The organism is Sphingomonas sp. CBMAI 2297, assembly GCF_029870595.1.
GTDB lineage: Bacteria > Pseudomonadota > Alphaproteobacteria > Sphingomonadales > Sphingomonadaceae > Sphingomonas.
Map to the genome: position 1 here is coordinate 132,917 of NZ_JAPDIR010000004.1, position 19,707 is coordinate 152,623.

A 19,707-nucleotide genomic window follows, 5' to 3' on the forward strand; every position below is an offset into this window, starting at 1 on the left:
CGCATTGTGGGACAATTGCGTTGCGGCGTAATAATATTATGTCTAAACGCAACACACGGAAACGAATCAAAAGATAGAAGGAACATAAATGCGATTCGACGATATCGACGTACGGATCCTCGGCCTGTTGCAGGACAATGGCCGCATGACCAATGTCGAGCTTGCCGAACGCGTTGGGCTGACAGCGCCGCCCTGCCTCAGGCGGGTGCGGGCCCTGGAGCAGCAGGGGGCGATCACCGGCTATCATGCCGCGCTCGATCCGGCCGCGCTGGGCTACAACCTCACCGTGTTCGCCATGGTGAGCCTGAAGAGCCAGGCGGAAGCAGACCTGCGCGCCTTCGAGCAGATGATGGCGGACATTCCCGAAGTCCGCGAATGCCACATGCTCAATGGCGAGATCGATTTCATCCTGAAGATCGTCGCCCCCGACCTGCAGAGCTTCCAGCACATCCTGACGACGCGGCTCACTCCGGCGCCGAACGTCGAGCATGTGAAGACCTCGCTCACCATCCGGACGTCCAAGGCGCTGCCCGGCGTGCCGGTCGCCTGATACGAGAAGGGGCGGCATCGCTGCCGCCCCTTCCCTGTTCGGCATGAGAAGCCGCGCTCAGCTGAGCGGCGGCGTGTCGAGCGAGACCTGCCAGAGCAGCGCGACGTTGACGTACGGGCCGGTCTTCACCGCCTGGAACGCCGCTTTCGCCTCTTCCTTGCGGCCCAGACGCTGCAGCGCGATGCCGCGGTGCAGGTTGATCTCATTGGCATCCGCGCCGCCCTTGGCGAGCGCGGCGTCATAGAGTTCGAGCGCGCGGGCATTGTCGCCGGCGGCGAGCAGCGCGTCGGCATTGCCGGCGCCGCCCTGCTTGGCCAGCGTGTCGAGCGGCGGGCTGCTCTTCACGCCGGCCTGGGCCGCCGTATAGGTGCGGTTGCCGTCGGCATCGGTCGTCGGCAGCTTGCCGTTCTTGCGCCCTTCCTCGATCACCGAGATCGCTTCCCAGGGCAGGCCCGAGGACTGCGCCGCATAGGCATAATCGGCATAGTCGCCGCGATCGGCCAGCGAGTTCGTGATGCGACGAAGGCGGTAGAGATCGATACGCTCGGTCTTGGCGGCGCGATCCGTGCCCTTGGCACCCTGGCCAAGCACTTCGATCGCCCAGCGCCAGTTCTTCACCGCCGGATAGTCCTTCAGATAATAGGCGAGCCAGTCATAGGTCGCCTCGCGATTGCCGCTGGCGGTCACCTTCGGGATGGCGAACTGATACCAGGCCTCCGGCGCCTTCTGGCCCGTCGACTTGGCGAACTCGATGGCATTGCGCGCTTCGGCGGCCGCCTCGGCATTCTTGCCGGTGGCGGCGTAGGAATTCGCCAGCATCAGCGGGATGTCGACGTTCTTCTCGCCCAGCTGGCGGGCCTTGGTCATGTAGGTGATGACATCGGCGTGCTTCTTCTGCGACGCCGCCGCCTTGCCGAGCAGGAAGTTCAGGCGGGCATTATAGGGGCCCACCGCGTCCGGCGCGCTGCGCGGGCTGGCCACCAGCACCTGCAGCGGCGCGATCTGCCCGGCTTCATTGCCGCGCCCCAGCTCGAGCTGGAGACGCATCGAGGCCGCGAAGAACTTCTCGTCGTCATTTTTCGCCGCTGCCTCGGCGGCTGCGATCTGCGGCTCGGCAGTCGCCCAGTCCTTGGCCTTCACCGCGGCTTCGGCGGCGGCGGCGGGCTTGCGAAACTCGTCGCTGACCTGAAGCTGGTTCGCGGCCGGGGCGTTCTTGTCGTCCTTCTTCTTCTGCGCGGCGGCTGGAGCCACCGTCAGCGCAGTGGTGCCCAGCGACAGCACGGCGGCCAGCGCGAGCTTGGAAGCGAAGTTCATGCGAAACTCTCCTAAACGGGGAAAGGGCGGGGCTTTCGGCGCACCTCTAGTTGCCCCACACGCGCCGTTCAAGCCGATCCCCGTCGGCGATGCCGGTTCTGCGATGAACGCCATTTTAACGGCCACGCCCTCCCTGAGGCAACGGAGGCTCCCGCCCGCGCGTCCCGTCTCGGGAATCCAACGGCCCGACCCACAATTCGAACGCCTCGTCCGCAAATTTTGGTTGATGTGCGTTAACCCTGTGGATAAGCCTGTGGACGGTACGAGTAACTCGTTGCGTTGGAAGGGGTAAAATGAGTTCCCTGTATCTTGGGTGCGCGCTTTGCGAAGTCGATGCGGACGGCAATGTCCTGCTTGCCGACACCATGGCCAGGGCGCTGGGTCTTCCCGCCCCCGAAGAGCCGCTGTTTCTCTCCACGCATGAGCGCGATCAGTGCCTGGTCGGCTATGCCAGGTCGCATCTCCAGGAAATTCGCACGCGCACCGAACGCTGGCGCCTCGCCGACGAGGATGCCGGCCGCGATGCGCAGCAGCATCACCAGCGCATGCGCCGGCTGTTCGGCATCGTCGAAGTGGCGCCGCGCAGCGAGCGGGGACTGACGCTCCCAGCGGTGATGCGCCATCTCGGCCGGATCGAGAGCATGGCGCTGATCGTCGGCACCGGCGACCGGTTCGAGATCTGGAATCCGCGGCTCGCGGTGACGCATGTCGACAGCCGGTTCCGCGAGCTCGTCAGCTGGCAAGTGACGCATCGCCACTTGCCCCGCGCCGGCTCGCGCCGCGCGCGCCCGGCTCGCCGCTGATGGGGGCGCTGCGCTGCCGGCTGCTCGGCCATGCCGCGATGCCGACGCACTATCGCAGCGGCGAGCGGGAATTCTCGCTGTGCATCCGCTGCGGCGACGATCTGCTCCGCGCGACCGGAGCCGAGGATTGGGAAGAGGTTCCTGCCGGGCAGAAAGTGGTCTGGCGGCGGCGCGACCGGGGCGGAAGCGCCGCGGCGGTTGCCGAGCGTATGGCCCTGCCCCCCGCCCCGCGTCGCCATCGCCCGCGCAACGCAGCGCCGGTCGAGATTCGCGGTCAGCGGCGCGCCCGCCCGCGCCGCGCCGGCATGACGATGCTGCTGGGCCTGACCGGCCGCTTCGTGATGGCCAGCATCTTCGATCGCCTGCGCCGCCCGGCCCGGCCCGCGCTACCACCGATGCCTCTGCTGCCGGCACCGAGCCGGATTACAGCAGCTTCTCGATCTCGGGGCCAATCGCGTCGGGGCTGGTAGTCGGCGCGAACCGCTCGACCTTCGTGCCCGTCCGATCGACGAGGAACTTGGTGAAGTTCCACTTGATCCCCTTCGAACCGAGCACGCCCGGGGCGGCGCGCTTCAGCGCATCGAACAGGGGCGCGGCATCGGGGCCGTTGACGTCGATCTTGGCGTAGACCGGGAAGGTCACGTCATAGGTGAGCGAGCAGAAGCTGGCGATTTCCGCCGCATCGCCCGGCTCCTGCGCGCCGAACTGGTTGCAGGGAAAGGCGAGCACCGAGAAGCCGCGGTCCTTGTACGCGCGATGCAATGCCTCGAGCCCGGCATATTGCGGGGTGAAGCCGCATTTGGAGGCGGTGTTGACGATGAGCAGGACTTCGCCGGCGTGATCGGCGAGCGTGGTCTCCTCGCCGCCGGGCTTGCGGACGGGAATGTCGGTGATCGCGTTCATGCGGCCTCTCCTTCGTAGCGGGCCATCAATAGCTCGATATTGCGGCGAACGCCGGGCCATTCCTGCGCGAGGATCGAATAGACCACGCTGTCCCGCATATGCCCCTTCAGGATCAGGTGGCCGCGCAGCACGCCGTCCATCCGCGCGCCCAGCCGCTCGATCGCGCGGCGCGAGGCCTGATTGAGGAAATCGGTGCGGATCTGCACGCAATTCACCTGAAGCACCTCGAAGGCATGGCGAAGCAGCAGATACTTGGCCTCGGTGTTGAGCCCGGTGCGCTGGACGCGCGGCGCATAGAGCGTGCCGCCGATCTCGACGCGGCGATGCCCCTCGCTCATCCGCAGGAAGCGCGTGGCGCCCGATATCCGCCCCTCGGCGTCGAGCACGGTGAAGGGCAGCCCCCGCCCAACCGCCGCTTCATTCTCGATCCGGCCCATCCAGGCGTCGATGCTGGCCTCGTCCGGCACGGTCGTGTGGAAGAGATGGCGGAGCCCGGCAAAGGCCAGGAGCAGATCGGCACGATCCGCGCGGTCCATCGGACGCAGCGTGACGTGACGGCCGGAGAGCGTCGGGATCTCGCGCCAGGCGGTCACTTGTCGATCCTGGCGATCGGACGATCGAAGCGGCCCGGGCGCTCCATCGACCAGGATATGAAATCGACGCGCCCAAGCGCATCCTTCGCCGGCAGCATGCCGACACCGAAGCTGTCGCGCGGGAACCGGCTGTCCGAGCTGTTGTCGCGATTGTCGCCCATCACGAAGAGGTGCCCGGCGGGAACGACGACGGCGGCGAAATCGTCCTGGGGCGTCGCACGCTGATCCAGGATGGCATGCGGCTGCGCCTCCCCCGGAAATTGCTCCAGCAGTTTCCGGGCGGGCACGCCCGGCTCCCCGGCGATTTCCGTGCCGATCTGCTTCTGCGGCACCGGCCTGCCATTGATCGAGACGATACCGCCCGCCAGCGCGACGCTGTCGCCGGCAAGGCCGATGACGCGCCCGACGCGCATCTCCTCGCCCAGTCGATAGACGATGACCTCGCCCCGTGCCGGCCCCTGCGGGCCGATATCGCGCGGCGAGAATCGATCGCCGATCTGGAGCGTAGGCTGCATCGATTGGGAGGGAATGTAGAGCGAGCGAAGCTGGCGCCCGGGGTCGAAGGCATGCCGCGCCACCGGCCAGGCAAACCAGGCGCCTGTTGCCAGCACGAGCGCTCCGAGCCCCAGGGTGATCGGGATCCAGCGCTCGCGATGCTTCACTCCAGATGCCCCTCGTGCAGCCGCACCACGCGGTCCATCCGCGCGGCGAGGCGCTCATTGTGAGTGGCGATCAGCGCGGCCGAACCCTGGGTGCGGACCAGGCCGAGGAACTCGGCGAGCACCTTGTCCGAAGTCACTTCGTCGAGGTTGCCGGTGGGCTCGTCCGCCAGCACCAGCGCCGGCTTGTTGGCGAGCGCGCGGGCAACGGCGACGCGCTGCTGCTCGCCGCCCGAAAGCTGGCTCGGCCGGTGCGCCAGCCGATGCCCGAGGCCCAGCGCGGTGAGCAGTTCCTCGGCGCGCTTGTCCGCATCGGCGCGCAGCGCGCCGTGGATCATCTGCGGCAGCACGACATTCTCGAGCGCGTTGAAGTCGGGCAGCAGGTGATGGAACTGATAGACGAAGCCCAGATGGTCGCGGCGCACGGCGGTGCGGCTCGGGCTGTCGAGCTGGGCGGCTTCCTTGCCGACGATGCGGATCGACCCCTCGAACCCGCCCTCGAGCAGGCCCACCGCCTGGAGCAGAGTCGACTTGCCCGAACCCGAGGGGCCGAGCAGCGCGACGATCTCGCCCGGCTGCACCGCGAGATCGATGCCGCGCAGCACCTCGATCGTCTCGCCGCCCTGGCTGAAGCTGCGCTTGAGGCCGTGCGTCTGGAGGACCGCTTCACTCATAGCGCAGCACCTGCACCGGATCGGTGCTCGCGGCCTTCCACGCCGGATACAGCGTGGCAAGGAAGCAGAAGATTAGCGCCATCACGCAGATGCCTATCGTCTGGAATGGATCGGTCTTGGCCGGCAGCTCGGTCAGGAAGCGCATTTGCGGATCCCAGATATTCTGGCCGGTCACCAGCCCGATGAACTTCACCACCGCCTCGCGGAAAGTGATGAAGAGGAAGCCCAGCACGCCGCCCGCCGCCACGCCCAGCGCGCCGATCGTGGTGCCCACGGTCACGAAGATGCGCATCAGCCCGCCCCGCGTGGCGCCCATCGTGCGCAACACCGCGATGTCCCGCGTCTTGGCGCGCACCAGCATGATCAGCGACGAGACGATGTTGAAGGCGGCGACCACCAGGATGATCGACAGGATGGTGAAGGAGACGGTGCGGTCCACCGCCAGCGCCTCGAACAGTTCGGAGTTCATCATCCGCCAGTCGGTGATCTGGCCGACGCCGCTCACCTTGTCGTTCAGCGGCTGGAGGATCTGCGCCACCCGGTCCGGATCGACGGTCTCCAGCTCGATCATCGAAACGCCGTCGCCGAGCAGCAGCAGCGTCTGCGCATCCTCGATCGGCATGACCGCGAAGACCTTGTCGTAATCGTACACGCCCACTTCGAATATCGCGGCGACCTTGTATTTCACGATGCGCGGCATGGTGCCGAAGGGCGTCGCCGCCCCGGCGGGGTTGAGGATCGATATCTCGCTGCCCACCGTGGCCCCCAGCGATTCCGCCAGGCGCGAGCCGATCGCGACCTGCTCTCCGCCCGGCTTCAGGCTCTTGAGCGATCCGACGACTTCCTTGCCCTTCAGCGTGGGGTTGCTGAGGATGTCCTCCATCCGCATGCCGCGCAGCTGGATGAACTCGGCCCGGCCATTATAGGTGGCGAAGAGCGGCTGCTCGATCAGCGGCGTGGCGCTGGTGACGCCCGGCGTCTTCCGCGCCTCTTCCAGCACTCCGCGCCAGTTGCGCAACTGGCCGCCATAGCCCTGGACCACGGCATGGCCGTTCAACCCGGTGATCTTGTCGAACAATTCGGCGCGAAAGCCGTTCATCACACTCATCACCACGATCAGCGCGGCGACGCCGAGCATGACGGCGACAAGGCTGAATCCGGCAACGACGGCGATGAACGCCTCGCTCCGCCCGGGCAGCAGGTAGCGGCGGGCGATCATCCGCTCATAGCGTGAAATCAGCAGCATGCGGGTCTTGTAACTCGCCGAGAAAACAGGTCTCCGGCCGATCTAGGGCAGATGGCGGCGAATTCCTACTGCGAACCGCTATGTTGCCGATTCAACACAGGGTGAGACCAATCTGCGCCTACCCCTTGTAATGCCAGTGACAAAGCGGGTGCGGACGCTTAGCAAAACTCCTGTCGAAGCGCAGGCGAAAGGCCGTGGTTCGGGGAGGCCCCAAGCCCCGCTCGTAGGCAAGTACGAGTGTGCGGGCTGGGCCTGACAAAGGGGGCTGACGAGCATTCGTCACGCAGGCGCCCGGATCGGAAACGGTCCGGGCGTTTGCCGTTTCCGGCCCCTGGAAATCCGGCGTCTTTCAGCGCGGCTCCGAAAGCGGACGGTAGCTCGCCTGCTGCTCGGGCGTCGGCAGGCTCATGATATGCGTGACTACGCCCGGATGCAGCGGCGTAACGAATTGCAGGCCGGCCGCTGCGCGATTGCTCCAGACCACCCGGGCGGGCAGCGGCTTGAAGCCGGGCAGCCGCAGCACCGTCTCCATTCCCAGCTCGAGCAGGAAGCCCGTCTCGAGCCGGCAGCCCAGGCGCGAAATCTCCACCAGGCGCACGTCCTGGAAGCAGAAACGCGATTCCTTCACCGCCACGGCAATCGATACCGGCCAGCGCATCGCCTCACGCCGGTCCACGCCCTGCGTAATCTTCAGTCCTCTTCGATCACCACGCATTCCCCAACCCCAACTCAGATCCCCTACCCAACCAAGATCGGCTTGCCGCAACGCAGACCGTTCACGCGCACGTCCGCCTGCCCGACGCTGACCCCCAGCAGCCCGGTGAGATCGCCCAGCAGCGAATCCAGCGGCGCCGCCGCCCCCTGAAGCACCGTCCCCACCGCGGAAGTGACGAGCGACAGATTGATCCCGAGCCCCAGCGTGTTCACCTGCAAATCCATGTCGCGCACCAGCGATGCCGCCACGCCGGCGGCGATGTCGTTGGTCGACACGGTGTGCGTCTTGCCGGCGGCGATCTCCTGCGCCGTGAACGTCACCTGCTGCGCGCCCGCGCCGCCCAGATTGACGTTCGACTGGCCCGTCACCTCGGCCAGCAGCAGCACTTTTACCAGCGTCGTCCGGCGGGGCGTGATCGCGGCGTTGAAATTGCCCAGCGCCGAAGTGTCGACATCGCCGATCGCCACCTGTCCCGCCGAAGTGGTGACGTCGAGACCGACCGTCGCGGTCGCCGGCGTCGGGCACGAGATGCTCCGCAGCGACGCCTCGGCCTTGGCCAGCTCGACGAAGAGCGGCAGATGGATCGAAGCCGCGCCCAGCAGGCCCGAACCGCCCACCTTGGTATCGACATAGAGGCGAGTCTGGGCGGTGCGCACCTTGACGCTGCGGTCCTTGGCGACGGCGAGCCAGGGCGATTGCGCCGGCCGCTCGCCGATCGCCAGCGAAACCTTGGTGGAAAGAAGCCCCGGGACGCCCGCCGCCAGGTCGAGATCGACCTGGCGCTTGCCCGTGGCGGTCTGAAGCATCTCGCGCACAAGCGCATAGCCATCGGCCTTGATCGGGCGCGCCGGATCGGTCTTGGTCTCGCCGGACAGCGGGCCGAGATCGATCAGCTTCGAGAGCTGCACCGTGACCGGGGGCACGCGCGCGGCGATGCCCCGCAACGCCGATTGCGCGCTCGCATTCCCCGTCGCGGCCGCCATGGCACTGAGCGCCTTGGGCAGGCTGACATCGGTCGCGAGCGTCTCGCCAAAGGTCAGGCCTTGAAGATTGGCCTGGGTACGCAACGCATCGATGAAGGCAAGGAGATCGACATCGGCGCTCACCAGCCCCTGCGCATCCATCACGTTGAGGTTGAGATCCGTTCCAGCCAACCCCGAGAGCAGCTGGCCGGGCAGCCCGCCGCTCACCGACGCCAGGCGCGAGCCGATCGAGAAGGATGCGAGATCCACCCGCGCCGCCGTCGCCGTCACCGACACGCGCGCCGTCGGGCGCCCGGTGAGGAACTTGCCGAAGAACAGCGGCACGTCGCGGCCCATGGTGAGGCGAATGGCGTTGCCGTCGCCAGAGGCGATGAAGCGGGCAGCCGGCGCCACCGTGCTGTCGGCGGAATACGTGCCGCGCTCGAGCTTCTCGATGCTCGCGTCATTCGCCTGGTTCGCCGCCATTGCCTGGCGCGCCGCGGCGTCCGCCGCCTGGCTGTTCGCCGCGCTCAGCGCCGCTGCGTCCGCCACGCCCTGCAGCCGCCGCTTCTCGAGATAGAGCGAGCCGGTATCGACCGCGAACGCCGCCGATCCCGCCAGCATCACGAAGCCGCCGGCGAAGATCATGGTGACGTTGCCACCGCGATCACGCCTGAAACGGCGAAACCCGGACAGGATGGCCATGGCGCGCCTCATGGGGGAGTGAGCGTCACCGTCGAGCTGCGCTCGATCACCTTACTGGGCAACGGCACCAGCTTGATCGAAAGCAGCGGATCGTTCGACGCGTCATAGGATAGGTGAACCGTCAGCGTACGCCCGTCATCGTCGATGAGCGTGTCGACACGATCGGGGTTGAGCGTGCCGGTCTTGCGCAGATTGGCGTCCAGGGCGGTGCGGGCCAGGGTGGCGCGCTCATTGGGGTCGAGCCCGCCGATCGCCGCGCGCGCCGCCTCGTTCGCCGCCTGCTGCACGCTGTTGGCGCAAAGGAACCAGCCGCCATAGGTGACGATCCCGCAGATCAGCATCAGCAGGATCGGCAGCGAGAACGCCATCTCGATAGCGGCGGCGCCGCGCCGTTCGCGCCAAAGCCGGAGGCCGGCACGGAGCGGCTTCTTGGCCAGGGAAGGCGAACGCATGCACATGCGCGATTCTTCGCACATGAGAGCTTCCAAATCGCTCGCGTCGCCGCCGGCGGGATATCCGGATTTTCAGTAAACCTCGGCCACGAAGGCGCGAACCCGGAGCCGCCCGGATCGGGGCGATCCCCTTGATTTTTAACACCATTTTCGACCTAGGCGGTCTTGATTTGTGTTAACTTTGTTGTATTCTACATGTCAAACTGAAATTGAGCAAATTACGCAATTCTCGAATCTACAGCGGTCGCAACGTAAAAAACTGCCGTCGTCCCCAAAACGTTCGAGAGCAATCAACTATGCAACGCTCATCAGTGCAGACTGTTTCATCAGCTGAACTTACGCGCAATTTTGCATATTGGCAGGATCGCGCCATGCATGGCCCCGTCACGATCACCTATCACGGGCGCCCCCGCTACGTGCTGCTCGCGGCCGAGAGCTGGGACGCCGAACAGGGGACCGGCGAACGGGACAGCACCCATCGGGAGCTCGAATATCAGTTCCTCGTCGAGCATATGGACGGCGGGCTGCTGGTGATCGATCCCGAGCTGAAGGTCACCGATGCGTCGAGCGCCGCCGCGCTGATCCTGGGGCGCACGCCCGCCGCGCTGATTGGCGCGCCGGCCACCGATGCCTTGCCGGCATCCACCCATGCCACCCTGGTTTCCAGCCTGCGCCACGTGCTACGCAGCGGCGAGCAGGCCCAGTTCGACCTGGCGCTCGACGAGGAGAGCGGCACGCGGCTGCGCATCCGTGCCTTTCCCTGGGTGGAGGGCGTCGCGCTGCTGGTGCGGCTGAGCTATGAGGGCGACGAGGAAGCCAGGCTGGCCGAGCAGACCGCGCTCGAGAAGGCCCGCGCCGCGCATGGCAGGATCGAGGTGATCCGCCTGACGGTGCGTGGCACGGTGACGATGGTCGAGGCCGAATTCGCCCGGATGGTCGGGCTCGCACGGGAACGTATCCTGGGGCTTCGCTTCGTCGATCTGCTCGCGGTGCGCGACCGCACCACCGCCCGCGACGCGATCGAGCGGGTCCTGAGCGGCCGTTCCGAGGCGGAGGCATTCGATGCGCGATTGCTGTGCGGCGGCGCGGAGGAACTCGGCGCGCGCGTCTCGATCGCACCGCTCGCCAGCGGCTATGCCGTGGGCGGGGCGATCGTGATCGTCACGCTCGATCCGAGCGCGGAAACGGTTCAGTAACAGGACGGCCGCTGCAGCGCCGCGGTCCGCGAGATCGAGCGCTTGAACGTTCCAACCACCTGGTTGGTAAGGCCGTCCGTGTGGTTCCCCACCGCGCTCAGGCGCCCGCAGGAAAGCGTCACCCCCGCCCAGGTGACGGCCCAGCCGATGCGCGGGCTGCCGATATTGCCGCCCTCGAGCGTGACATTGCCATGGATCTCCGCAGGCGCGCCGCCCGCGATCTGGACGCGGGCGGCATCGTTGAGCCGCTCGGCCCAGCCCGCATCCCCGCCCTCGCCCGGCCGCAGATCGATGCGCGCCGGCGAAGCGGAACTTCGCCTCGCCTGCCCGACGACCTGCTCCTCGGGCATCACGACGCCGTTCGGGCGCCCGCCCACCGCGGCCGAGACGATCTCGCTCACCTGCTTCACCCCGGTAATGTCGCCGCGCACCGCCACGCCGAGCAGCACCGTGATCACGCCGAGCACCAGCGATGCGCGGACGCCATTGGGGATGGTGAGCCGCGAGAGCACGAGCACGGAGATGCAGAGCGACGCGATCAACGCGACATTGGCATAGCCCGACGGCGTGAAGGCGGCGGAGTTCACCCAGATCAGCCCACCGCAGATCTGACAGGCAGAGACCAGCGTGGCGAGCAGGCCCGCATTGCTGAAACTCGGCAAGGATCCCGTGGCTACACGCATGATCTTCCCAATATAGGAGATCAGGATAGTTGATGTTGGTTAAGCTTGGCTCAAATTGTGTGGAGCAAATCGACAGGAAAAGAAGGGAGGCGGTGCGGGCGCCGCCTCCCTTCCCCAACCTCCCCCGGCCATGGCAGGAGGTCAGTCTCGCAAGCTTCAGAAATTCTTGCTGATCGTCAGGCCATAGGTTCTCGGATCGCCCGGCTGACCGACGATCAGGCCGGTGCTGCCCGACTGGACCGAAAGCAGCTCGAAATACTGCTTGTCGAAGACGTTGCGCACCCAGCCATAGATGTTGAGGTCCGAACGCCGCCAGCCGAGACGGACATTGGACAGCGAATAGGCGTCGATCCAGGTATAGGCGGAAGGCGACGGGTTGGACGAGAATCTCGAGCGCCAGTTGCCGTCATAGCCCAGATAGACATTGCCGTCGCCCAGCGGCTGGCGCACCTCGCCGCCCCAGCTGAGCGACCATTTCGAGATGCCCGGCAGTACCTGGCCCGAAATGTCGCAGAAAGCGGGGCTGCGGCCGCCGGGCGTCCCCGCCGGATCGGTCACGCCGCCGGGTGCGGTCGCGGTGCCGCCGGAAAGCTCGGGCGGGCACGGCGCGTTCTTGAAATCGGTATATTTGGCGTCGGTATAGGCGCCGTTGAAATAGAGGTTGAACCGCTGGCTCGGGCGCGCCGCCAGGTCCCATTCGAACCCGCGCACCCGCACCTTGCCGGCATTGGCGAGATAGCCGCGGATCACGTTGATCGCGTTGTTGTTCACCGTCGCCTGATAGTCCTTGATCTCGGTCCAGAACGCGGCGGTATTGAAGGTCACTCGGCGATCGAGGAACTGGGTCTTGAGCCCCAGTTCGAAGTGATCGACCTTTTCAGGCTTCACGGTCTGGGTGGAGAGGTCGACTCCGGTGCTGGTCGAGTTGAGCGGCAGGCCGGAAAGGTTGATGCCGCCCGACTTGAAGCTGCGCGCATAGGTCGCATAGGCATGGATGTCGCGCGAGAAGTCATAGGAGACGGTGATGTCGCCCGAGACGTTCCAGTCGCTGAAGCGCGGGCTGTAGCGCTGCGGCGCAAGCGTGTTCAACTGGTCCGCGGTCGCCGTGCCGTTCGCCAGCAGCGCCGCGACATTGTCCGCCGTCGCGACATAATTGTAGCGGGCGTTGTGAATGCTGACGACCGCCTCGTAGAAACCGGACTTCTTGTCATAGTTGAGACGCAGGCCAGGCTGGATATGGAGGCCGTCCACCGGCTGCCAGTTGAGCTTGCCGAACAGTGCGAAGCTGGTGTTGTCGAAGTTGATCGTGTTGGTCGATGTCAGGCCGTTCAGCACCAGCGGATTGCAGGCCGCGGCCGTCGCCGTCGCGCACCCCGTGGCCCCGAGCGGAACATTGCCCGGATTGAGCAGCCAGCGGCTCGCCGCCGAGCCCTGGACCTGCGAGCCCTGGGTGTTGATGGTCTGATGGAAGAAGAACGCGCCGAGCGTGTAGTTCAGCCGGCCATCGCCGTTCGAGCTCAGGCGGAATTCCTGGCTGAACTGCCGCTGCTGCGACGGATTCTGCGAGACGGTGGTGATCGGCAGACCGGTGAAGTCGCGGTCGTTCTTCGGCTGCCAGTCCCAATAGCGCCAGGCGCTGACCGAGGTCAGCGTCGCCGGGCCGAGATTCCAGTTGGCGACCAGCGAAGCGCCGCCGATCTCCTGCTGCGATTTGATCGCCGCATCGAGATCGGTCTTACGGTCGAACGGATCGGTGCTCGGCGGCGTATAGCCGAACGCCGCCGCCAATGCCGCATATTGGCGGGAGAGCGGCCGCTGGGTGGCGCCGACCCGGGCATAATATTGCACGCAGCACAGCGGATTCTGGAGGTTCCAGTCGCCTGCCAGCGTGAAGTCGAGATCGTCGTTCACTTTCCAGAGGAGCTGGCCGCGGAAACTGCTGGTGCGCTGCTTGTGGAGATCCTCGCCGGTGCGGACATTCTCGATCGTCCCCTCGCGGCTGGTGACCGCGCTGGAGATGCGGATCGCGAGCTTGTCGCTGAGCGGACCCGAGACCGAGGCCTTGGCCGAGATCAGGTCGTAATTGCCGAGGCTCAGCTCGACCTTGGTCTCCGGCGTGAAGCTGGGCGCCCGGGTAGTGATGTTGATCGCGCCGGCGGTGGTGTTCTTGCCATAGAGCGTGCCCTGCGGCCCGCGCAGCACTTCCACGCGCTCGACATCGACGAAATCGAACGTCGAGGCGCCGATGCGGCCGATATAGACCTGGTCGAGATAGAAGCCGACGCCCTGCTCGATGCCGTCATTGGTGAGGCCGAAGGGTGCGCCCAAGCCGCGGATGTTGATCGCCGAGTTGCGCGGGTTGCTCGAATAGAATTGCACCGCCGGCAGCGCAGTCTGGAGGCGGTTGAGATTGGTCGCACCGGTCTGCTCGATCGTCGAGCCGCCGATCACCGACATGGCGATCGGCACGTCCTGCGCCTTCTCCTCGCGGCGGCGCGCGGTGACGACGATCTCGCCGCTGCCGCTCTCCTGTGCCGGCCGGGCCTGCTGCTCGTCCCTGGCGTTCGCGGCGACCGGATCGTCGCGCAGCGCCCCGGCGGGTGCCGGCGCAGTACTGGCAAGAAGCAGTAGCGAAAGCGAAGCAAGGCTCATCATCATCCCCTTTGGCCGTGTCGCGCTTAATCTCCACTCATTTAATGGATATTAGCGAACAAGGAGATGTTTAGCGATGCCTAGCCTGGGTTGGCCGGCGTCCGCGGCCCTCGTCCCGGCGCACCTTGAAAGCCGTCCGATCCAACACGATCTGAACGTCAGGCGGCGCCCAGCAGGGGCCGCCGGCCGGGCGTCGCGGCTCACCGGATGCCAGGCACATCGATCAATTCGCTTCGCATGGAGGTCTTGATATGCGTCAGTTCGATTTCACTCCCTTCCGCCGATCGACCATCGGGTTCGACCGGCTGTTCGACCTGCTCGAGGCCAGCGCCCGGGCGCAGGCTTCCGAAAACTATCCCCCGTTCAACCTCGAGCGCGTCGCCGAGGACCGCTACCGGATCACGATCGCCGTTGCCGGCTTCAAGGCCGATGAGGTCGACATCACCGCGCAACAGAACCTGTTGCTCGTGGCCGGCAAGCGTCGCGAGGAGAATGAGAACAACCAGGGTGCCTATCTGCACCTGGGCATCGCCACCCGCAGCTTCGAGCGCCGCTTCGAGCTGGCCGACTTCGTCCGGGTCGAGAGCGCCGACCTGGCCGACGGCCTGCTGGTGATCGAGCTGGTGCGCGAAGTGCCCGAGGCGATGAAGCCCAAGAAGATCGCGGTGAATGCCGGCGGCCAGCCGCGCCCGATCGCGCACCGCGAGGCCGACGCGGCCTGACGGACCGGCCAGGGCTCGCGACGTCTTCCTCCCTTTGGACGTCGCAGCGGGGGGCGCTCGGACCCTGGTCCGGGCGCCCTTTGTCGTCGTACGACGGACTCCGGCCCAAACCACAAGAAAAGAGGGGAAAGCTTTCGCCCTCCCCTCTCCAATGCTCGCACTAATTATATAGCGCTACGCCCCTGTTTTTTCAAATTTCAAATCGATTTTCTTATATGAATTATCAGAATGAAGCCCAGTCGTCGGCGCGGGTGAGCGCGGAGACGGCAGCGGCGGGCAGCGGCTTGACCGGCGATACATAGCCAGGTGCGACCTTCTCGCGAATATCGCTGGTGGATGCGGCCGGGCGGCGCAGCGGCGCCTGGGCCGTGCCGATGTTGAACGCCGAAGCCTGTTCCGAGAGGAGCTGGACTTCCGAGCTCAGGTTACGCGAGGCGGCCGAGGTCTCCTCGACCATCGCGGCGTTCTGCTGGGTCGCCTGGTCCATGGTGCCGATCGCCACGGCGATCTGGGTGACCGCCGAGGATTGCGCCTCATTGTCGGCGGCGATGTTGGCGAGCAGATCATGCACTTCGTCGACATCCCCCGAAATGGCGACCAGCGCGCCGTCCACCTTCTGCACCATCGCCACGGCATCGACGATGTCCGCCTGAGTCGCAGTCAGCTGGTCGCGGGCGCGGCCGGCTTCCTCCTCGGCGCGCATCGCCAGCGCCGAGACGAGATCGGCGACCACGGCGAAGCCGCGCCCCGCCTCGCCCGCGCGGCCCGCTTCCACCGCGGCGTTCATCGCGAGCACCCGGGTCTGGAAGGCGATCTTGTCGAGGCCCTCGATCACCGAATCGATGCCCTTGGCGCTTTCCGACACGCGAGTCATCGCCTGGACGGCATCGTCCGCGACCGAGCGGCCGTCACCGACCGTCGCGATCGCCTGATTGGCGCGCGAGAGCGTGCTGCCCGCCGCCTTGGCCGTCGCCTTGAGCCGGTCGTCCATCTGGCTGATCGCGGCCGAGGTCTCCTCGAGCGACGCGGCATTGCTCTCGGTGCGGCGGGCCAGATCCTCGGAGGCCTGGGCGATCTCGCCCGAGCCCGTGCGGATGCTCGCCGCCCCTTCGACGACCGAACCGATCAGAGTGCGCAGCGCAGTGAGCGCCGAGTTGAAATTGGTCTTGAGCGCGCCGTATTCGGACGCGAAGTTGCTCGAGATTTCCGAGGTGAGATCGCCCTTCGCCAGATTGTCGAGCCCCGTGGTGAGCTCGGCGACGACGTGCTGCTGCTCCGCATCGGCGACCAGCTTCGCCGCATCGGCCTTTTCCTTGGCGACCGCGGCGTCGCGGAAGACGAGCACTGCCTTGGCCATGCCGCCCACTTCGTCCTTGCGATCGGTGCCCGGCACCTCGATCGTGTTCTCGCCGCCGGCCAGGCGACCCATCAGCGTGGTCATCCCCTTGATCGGGCGTGCGATCATCCGGGTGAGCAGCCAGCCGAGGAGCACCGCCATGGCGATGCCGAACGCGCCGCCAAAGGTGAGCGCGGCCACCGCTCCGGCACGGGCATCGGCTTCCACCTTCTTGGTCGAGGCCACGCGCTCCGCCTGGATCTGGCTGATCTCGCCCATCACTTCGCGGATCGCGCCGAGCTGCTTGACGCCGGCGAGCTGCTGCGCCTCGGCCTGGGTCGCCGGGTTCCGGGCGAGCGCGATCATGTTGTCGAGCTTGCCGTCGAGCTCGCGGACCGCGTTCATCAGCTTCTCGAGCCGCGCCCGCTGCTCGGGCAGCTTGGTGTCGCGCCGAAAGGCGTCGGCGGCCTCGTCGATCTTCTTGCGCGCATCCTTGTAGGTGACCAGGAAATCCGCGTTCCGCAGGATGACATAGGCGCGGACAGCGCTCTGCTCCTCGAGGACCTGCGTCATGATCTGGTCGGCGCTGGCAGTGACGTCGAACGCGCGCTCCTTGTCCTCGGAGGCGGTTCCGACCGTCTGCAGGCTCGAGAAGAGCAGCCAGCCGATGCCGGCGAAGATGCAGACGAGCGTGATGAAGGCGACCGCAAGCTTGCGCGGTATCGGCATGTCCTGAATAATCATCAATTCCCTCCCTGCCGGACCGGGGGGCCGGCATCCGAAACTATTTTTCGGGCCAGACGCGAGAAGCCTGCGAGCGGAGGGCGTTTCGATCTAATCCCAATCCTCGTCATAGGAGAGGACCAGGCCGATCGAACCAAATCGGGGGAATATATTTTGCCGGTTTGTGTCCAGGGGCGATCCTGGATTTCCCCGTAGCGGGAAACTACCGCGATGCCGGCCCGAACAGCCAGGGCTTTGCATAGCCGGAGGGCCGGGCGACACCGTCCAGCCGCTCGACGCGCAGGATCCGGACCGGCTGCAGGATCATCTGGTCCTTCATCGCATCGCGACCGCCGCCGGTGGGGAGCGCGAGGATGCGCTTCACCACGTCCATGCCGGAGATCACCTTCCCGAACGCCGCGAAGCCGCGATAGGCGCCACGCGCGTCCAGCCCGGGATTCGGCCCGACCATGATCGAGAAGTTGCAATTGGCGCCGTCGGGATTGGGGCCGTGCGCCATCGAGATGGTGGCGTCGAGGTGGCGGATGCCGGTCTGGCTGGTCGGTTCGAGCAGGACCGAGGGCAGCATGCGCCGCGCATCGGTGCCGATGCCGCCCTGGACGAAGCCCTGGGTCGGCGCGCCCTTGCGCCGGGCCGATCGATAGAATTGCGTGCCGTCGAGCCGGCCATCATCGACATAGGCCATGAAGTTGGCGACCGTCTTCGGGGCACGCTTCGCATCGAGCGCGAGCGTGATGTTGCCCGCCGAGGTGACGACGCGGACACGGACCGTGGCAGGCTCCTGCGGCGCGGCGGCGGCAATGAGAAACGGGGCGAGGACGGCGAACAGGATACGCATGGGCCGCTCGCTAATCGATGCGGGCGAGGATTTGGAGGGGGTTTCGGCGCCGAGTGCCGGTTTCGGGGGAATGATCGCGCCGCGGCCGCCGGGGCGGGTCCTGCGGCCATAGGGCCCGGACCTTACCCCGGCAGCGTTGGAGATCAGGTGAGCTTCAGGTCACAAAGCTCGATCCAGGCGCCGTTCTCGCAATATATCTCGATCCGCATGTCCTCGCAGTCGGCAGGCGCCGGGAATGCGAGCAGGAGCGGTTGCCAGGCGGAACCGAACTGGTTTTCCATGCCCAGGAAAATGTCGCTCGTGGCCGTGGGAGCAGCTACGCCGAACCGATAGAAATAGGCGCGAATCCGGATATTCGCGCTGCTGGCGCCGGTGCGGATGAAGCCGCGGAGCAGCTCCAGCCCGTCATGCTTGGAGTGGAGGATCGGCGTCTGTGCCGATATCGTGCCGCCGCCGGCCACGCTCTCCAGCCGAAGTGCGCTGGCAACCGGAATCCCGGCGATGCTGGGCAGCCCGGCGGTGACGAAGCCATAGCCGCACGGCCCCGCGACCGTGAGGTTCCAGCCGCCGACTGTCGCCGAGGTGCGCGACATCGCGAATGCCCCCATCGACGCACCGTTTCGATCGACCGCGCCCATCAGTCGATCCTCGCCATCGTGCAGCCGGTATCGGTACAGGATGTTCGCTTCGGGAAAGGAGCGGGACAGAAGCTCGCAATCGCGAAAGATCGAGCGCAGCCCCTTCACGATCGGCCGATACCCGCCGCTGAAGCTGACAGGCGCGCCGTCCAGCGAAACCTTGTCGAACTTGCAGACGAAGTTGAGGTTGATGGCCGTTTCCCCCGCGAGGCCGGATACCGCCCGAAATCCGGGACCATCCGTACCCACGCGGCCATAGGGCCAGAGGATGGGGCTGTTCGAGATCTCGAAGGTCCCGGTGGCGCCGGAATGCACCTCGAGATAACCGCGCGTGACTGCGTTCAGCCCGTTATTCTGGATATGGGTGAGGCGAAGCACGCCGGAACCCGCCACATAATGCGACACGGTGGTCTCGATGGTCACATTGTTCGCGTGGAGCGTCCCGTCGAGGACCTTCAGGCACGCGCCGTCCTCGCCCCCCTGCACATGTTCGACAGTCCCGCCGACCAGCGAAAGCTCGGATCCGGCGTTGGCGATCTCCACGGCATAGGTCTGAGTGGTGTCATATCCCGCCCAATGCTTGCTTTCGCTATGGATGCGGCCGCCGACGATCGTGACCTTTCCATTGGGCTGTTCCATGCGAAGCCCCTTCGGGCAGAACTCTATCTTCGGATTGGTATAGGTGAGTTCGGACAAGGGGGCGTCGATCGCCACGTCATCCGGCGCGTGGACGTTCTGATCGGGAATCTGCTTCGGGATCACCCCGCCCTGACTCGGCAGCGCGCCGATCGCCCAGCCAAGCTCGAAGCCCTCCACATAGGCGTCGTGCACGTCGAGATAGCCGGGATTATACAGCGCCAGATCGTTCGTATAGTGATGCACGCCGCACTCGTAGGCGGTCGCGGAGAAGGGCCCCTTAACCTTGAGGCCATAGTGCCAGGACTGCCCCGCACGCAGATCGACGGCACTTTTCTTCGGGGAAATCGCGGTTCCGATCAGGATGGCCTGGTCGAACTCGTGCCTGGCCCCGGCCATGTCGAACCGCAACTGGTCGATACAATAGCCGCCATAGGGGAAACGGGTTCGATAGAAGCCCGTGCTGCCAGAGCCACCCATCGCCGCGAGCATCGCGTTGATCGCCGCCGTATCGTTCACAACGCCGTCGCCGACGGCGCCAAAGTCCCGAACGCTGACCGTTTCGCGCAATTTGCCTTCCACCGTCGCCGGGACTGCCCCCGCCTTGGCTTGCACAAAGCCGACCATGGAAGCGCCCTGCCCGGCACCGGTGCCGGCCAGATCCGCGGAATCCACATATGCCATTT

At 66.1% G+C, this 19,707-nt stretch carries 19 protein-coding genes; 5 read left to right on the plus strand and 14 right to left on the minus strand.

The window, feature by feature from the left end:
* Positions 1-88 precede the first annotated feature (88 nt).
* Positions 89-550 carry an Lrp/AsnC family transcriptional regulator gene (locus tag OMP43_RS07530; RefSeq protein WP_086129504.1) on the plus strand — a complete coding sequence of 154 codons (462 nt, stop codon included), beginning with the start codon at positions 89-91 and terminating at the stop codon, positions 548-550.
* Positions 551-607: 57 nt separating this feature from the next.
* Here OMP43_RS07530 and OMP43_RS07535 read toward each other — a convergent pair whose 3' ends face one another.
* The gene (locus OMP43_RS07535; protein ID WP_280279104.1) at positions 608-1,864 is read right to left on the minus strand and encodes a hypothetical protein; all 1,257 of its coding nucleotides are present in this window, start codon (positions 1,862-1,864) and stop codon (positions 608-610) included.
* Between the two features lie 293 nt (positions 1,865-2,157).
* Between OMP43_RS07535 and OMP43_RS07540 the strand changes: the two genes are divergently transcribed.
* The gene (locus tag OMP43_RS07540) at positions 2,158-2,667 is read left to right on the plus strand and encodes a hypothetical protein (protein WP_280279105.1); all 510 of its coding nucleotides are present in this window, start codon (positions 2,158-2,160) and stop codon (positions 2,665-2,667) included.
* On the plus strand, positions 2,667-3,137 hold the full coding sequence (locus OMP43_RS07545; RefSeq protein WP_280279106.1) for a hypothetical protein: 471 nt from the start codon (positions 2,667-2,669) through the stop codon (positions 3,135-3,137). The genes OMP43_RS07540 and OMP43_RS07545 overlap by 1 nt, the downstream gene beginning before the upstream one ends.
* On the opposite strand, the gene OMP43_RS07550 is transcribed toward OMP43_RS07545, so the two are convergent.
* From OMP43_RS07550 to OMP43_RS07585, 8 genes are all read right to left on the minus strand, one after another.
* Positions 3,091-3,570, minus strand: a complete 480-nt coding sequence (locus OMP43_RS07550; RefSeq protein ID WP_280279107.1) for a glutathione peroxidase — start codon at positions 3,568-3,570, stop codon at positions 3,091-3,093. The genes OMP43_RS07545 and OMP43_RS07550 overlap by 47 nt on opposite strands.
* Complete coding sequence (locus tag OMP43_RS07555) at positions 3,567-4,163, minus strand: GNAT family protein (RefSeq protein ID WP_280279108.1); 597 nt, start codon at positions 4,161-4,163, stop codon at positions 3,567-3,569. Before OMP43_RS07555 ends, OMP43_RS07550 begins: the two co-directional genes overlap by 4 nt.
* Positions 4,160-4,825, minus strand: coding sequence for a signal peptidase I (gene lepB, locus OMP43_RS07560; RefSeq protein WP_280279109.1), 666 nt, complete (start codon positions 4,823-4,825; stop codon positions 4,160-4,162). The genes OMP43_RS07555 and lepB overlap by 4 nt, the downstream gene beginning before the upstream one ends.
* On the minus strand, positions 4,822-5,496 hold the full coding sequence (locus OMP43_RS07565) for an ABC transporter ATP-binding protein (RefSeq protein ID WP_280279110.1): 675 nt from the start codon (positions 5,494-5,496) through the stop codon (positions 4,822-4,824). Before OMP43_RS07565 ends, lepB begins: the two co-directional genes overlap by 4 nt.
* On the minus strand, positions 5,489-6,739 hold the full coding sequence (locus OMP43_RS07570) for a lipoprotein-releasing ABC transporter permease subunit (protein ID WP_280279283.1): 1,251 nt from the start codon (positions 6,737-6,739) through the stop codon (positions 5,489-5,491). The genes OMP43_RS07565 and OMP43_RS07570 overlap by 8 nt, the downstream gene beginning before the upstream one ends.
* Positions 6,740-7,091: 352 nt before the next feature.
* On the minus strand, positions 7,092-7,418 hold the full coding sequence (locus OMP43_RS07575) for a PilZ domain-containing protein (protein WP_280279111.1): 327 nt from the start codon (positions 7,416-7,418) through the stop codon (positions 7,092-7,094).
* A 62-nt stretch (positions 7,419-7,480) separates the two neighbouring features.
* Positions 7,481-9,124, minus strand: a complete 1,644-nt coding sequence (locus OMP43_RS07580) for a pilus assembly protein TadG-related protein (RefSeq protein ID WP_280279112.1) — start codon at positions 9,122-9,124, stop codon at positions 7,481-7,483.
* An 8-nt stretch (positions 9,125-9,132) separates the two neighbouring features.
* A complete protein-coding gene (locus tag OMP43_RS07585; RefSeq protein WP_280279113.1) occupies positions 9,133-9,576 on the minus strand; it encodes a TadE/TadG family type IV pilus assembly protein in 444 nt (147 codons plus the stop codon).
* 371 nt (positions 9,577-9,947) lie between these two features.
* On the opposite strand from OMP43_RS07585, the gene OMP43_RS07590 reads away from it, so the two are divergent.
* A complete protein-coding gene (locus OMP43_RS07590) occupies positions 9,948-10,772 on the plus strand; it encodes a PAS domain-containing protein (RefSeq protein WP_280279114.1) in 825 nt (274 codons plus the stop codon).
* Here OMP43_RS07590 and OMP43_RS07595 read toward each other — a convergent pair.
* Both OMP43_RS07595 and OMP43_RS07600 read right to left on the minus strand, forming a co-directional pair.
* Entirely contained in the window at positions 10,766-11,455 is a 690-nt protein-coding gene (locus OMP43_RS07595; protein ID WP_280279115.1) for a hypothetical protein, read from the minus strand. The two genes, OMP43_RS07590 and OMP43_RS07595, sit on opposite strands and share 7 nt — an antisense overlap.
* Before the next feature lie 156 nt (positions 11,456-11,611).
* On the minus strand, positions 11,612-14,107 hold the full coding sequence (locus OMP43_RS07600) for a TonB-dependent receptor (protein ID WP_280279116.1): 2,496 nt from the start codon (positions 14,105-14,107) through the stop codon (positions 11,612-11,614).
* Positions 14,108-14,358: 251 nt separating this feature from the next.
* On the opposite strand from OMP43_RS07600, the gene OMP43_RS07605 reads away from it, so the two are divergent.
* Positions 14,359-14,829 carry an Hsp20 family protein gene (locus OMP43_RS07605; RefSeq protein ID WP_280279117.1) on the plus strand — a complete coding sequence of 157 codons (471 nt, stop codon included), beginning with the start codon at positions 14,359-14,361 and terminating at the stop codon, positions 14,827-14,829.
* Between the two features lie 223 nt (positions 14,830-15,052).
* Here OMP43_RS07605 and OMP43_RS07610 read toward each other — a convergent pair whose 3' ends face one another.
* The 3 genes from OMP43_RS07610 to OMP43_RS07620 all read right to left on the minus strand — a co-directional run bounded on the left by OMP43_RS07610 (position 15,053) and on the right by OMP43_RS07620 (position 19,705).
* Entirely contained in the window at positions 15,053-16,909 is a 1,857-nt protein-coding gene (locus OMP43_RS07610) for a methyl-accepting chemotaxis protein (protein WP_280279118.1), read from the minus strand.
* A 202-nt stretch (positions 16,910-17,111) separates the two neighbouring features.
* Positions 17,112-17,747, minus strand: a complete 636-nt coding sequence (locus OMP43_RS07615) for a peptidylprolyl isomerase (RefSeq protein WP_280279119.1) — start codon at positions 17,745-17,747, stop codon at positions 17,112-17,114.
* Between the two features lie 143 nt (positions 17,748-17,890).
* Positions 17,891-19,705 carry a hypothetical protein gene (locus OMP43_RS07620; RefSeq protein ID WP_280279120.1) on the minus strand — a complete coding sequence of 605 codons (1,815 nt, stop codon included), beginning with the start codon at positions 19,703-19,705 and terminating at the stop codon, positions 17,891-17,893.
* Positions 19,706-19,707 lie beyond the last annotated feature (2 nt).

Bases quoted from the DNA above. Each gene is read 5' to 3' on its own strand.
- OMP43_RS07530 (WP_086129504.1), top strand. From the start codon at position 89: ATGCGATTCGACGATATCGACGTACGGATCCTCGGCCTGTTGCAGGAC.
- OMP43_RS07535 (WP_280279104.1), bottom strand. From the start codon at position 1,864: ATGAACTTCGCTTCCAAGCTCGCGCTGGCCGCCGTGCTGTCGCTGGGC.
- OMP43_RS07540 (WP_280279105.1), top strand. From the start codon at position 2,158: ATGAGTTCCCTGTATCTTGGGTGCGCGCTTTGCGAAGTCGATGCGGAC.
- OMP43_RS07545 (WP_280279106.1), top strand. From the start codon at position 2,667: ATGGGGGCGCTGCGCTGCCGGCTGCTCGGCCATGCCGCGATGCCGACG.
- OMP43_RS07550 (WP_280279107.1), bottom strand. From the start codon at position 3,570: ATGAACGCGATCACCGACATTCCCGTCCGCAAGCCCGGCGGCGAGGAG.
- OMP43_RS07565 (WP_280279110.1), bottom strand. From the start codon at position 5,496: ATGAGTGAAGCGGTCCTCCAGACGCACGGCCTCAAGCGCAGCTTCAGC.
- OMP43_RS07580 (WP_280279112.1), bottom strand. From the start codon at position 9,124: ATGGCCATCCTGTCCGGGTTTCGCCGTTTCAGGCGTGATCGCGGTGGC.
- OMP43_RS07585 (WP_280279113.1), bottom strand. From the start codon at position 9,576: ATGCGTTCGCCTTCCCTGGCCAAGAAGCCGCTCCGTGCCGGCCTCCGG.
- OMP43_RS07590 (WP_280279114.1), top strand. From the start codon at position 9,948: ATGCATGGCCCCGTCACGATCACCTATCACGGGCGCCCCCGCTACGTG.
- OMP43_RS07595 (WP_280279115.1), bottom strand. From the start codon at position 11,455: ATGCGTGTAGCCACGGGATCCTTGCCGAGTTTCAGCAATGCGGGCCTG.
- OMP43_RS07600 (WP_280279116.1), bottom strand. From the start codon at position 14,107: ATGAGCCTTGCTTCGCTTTCGCTACTGCTTCTTGCCAGTACTGCGCCG.
- OMP43_RS07605 (WP_280279117.1), top strand. From the start codon at position 14,359: ATGCGTCAGTTCGATTTCACTCCCTTCCGCCGATCGACCATCGGGTTC.
- OMP43_RS07610 (WP_280279118.1), bottom strand. From the start codon at position 16,909: ATGATTATTCAGGACATGCCGATACCGCGCAAGCTTGCGGTCGCCTTC.
- OMP43_RS07615 (WP_280279119.1), bottom strand. From the start codon at position 17,747: ATGCGTATCCTGTTCGCCGTCCTCGCCCCGTTTCTCATTGCCGCCGCC.
- OMP43_RS07620 (WP_280279120.1), bottom strand. From the start codon at position 19,705: ATGGCATATGTGGATTCCGCGGATCTGGCCGGCACCGGTGCCGGGCAG.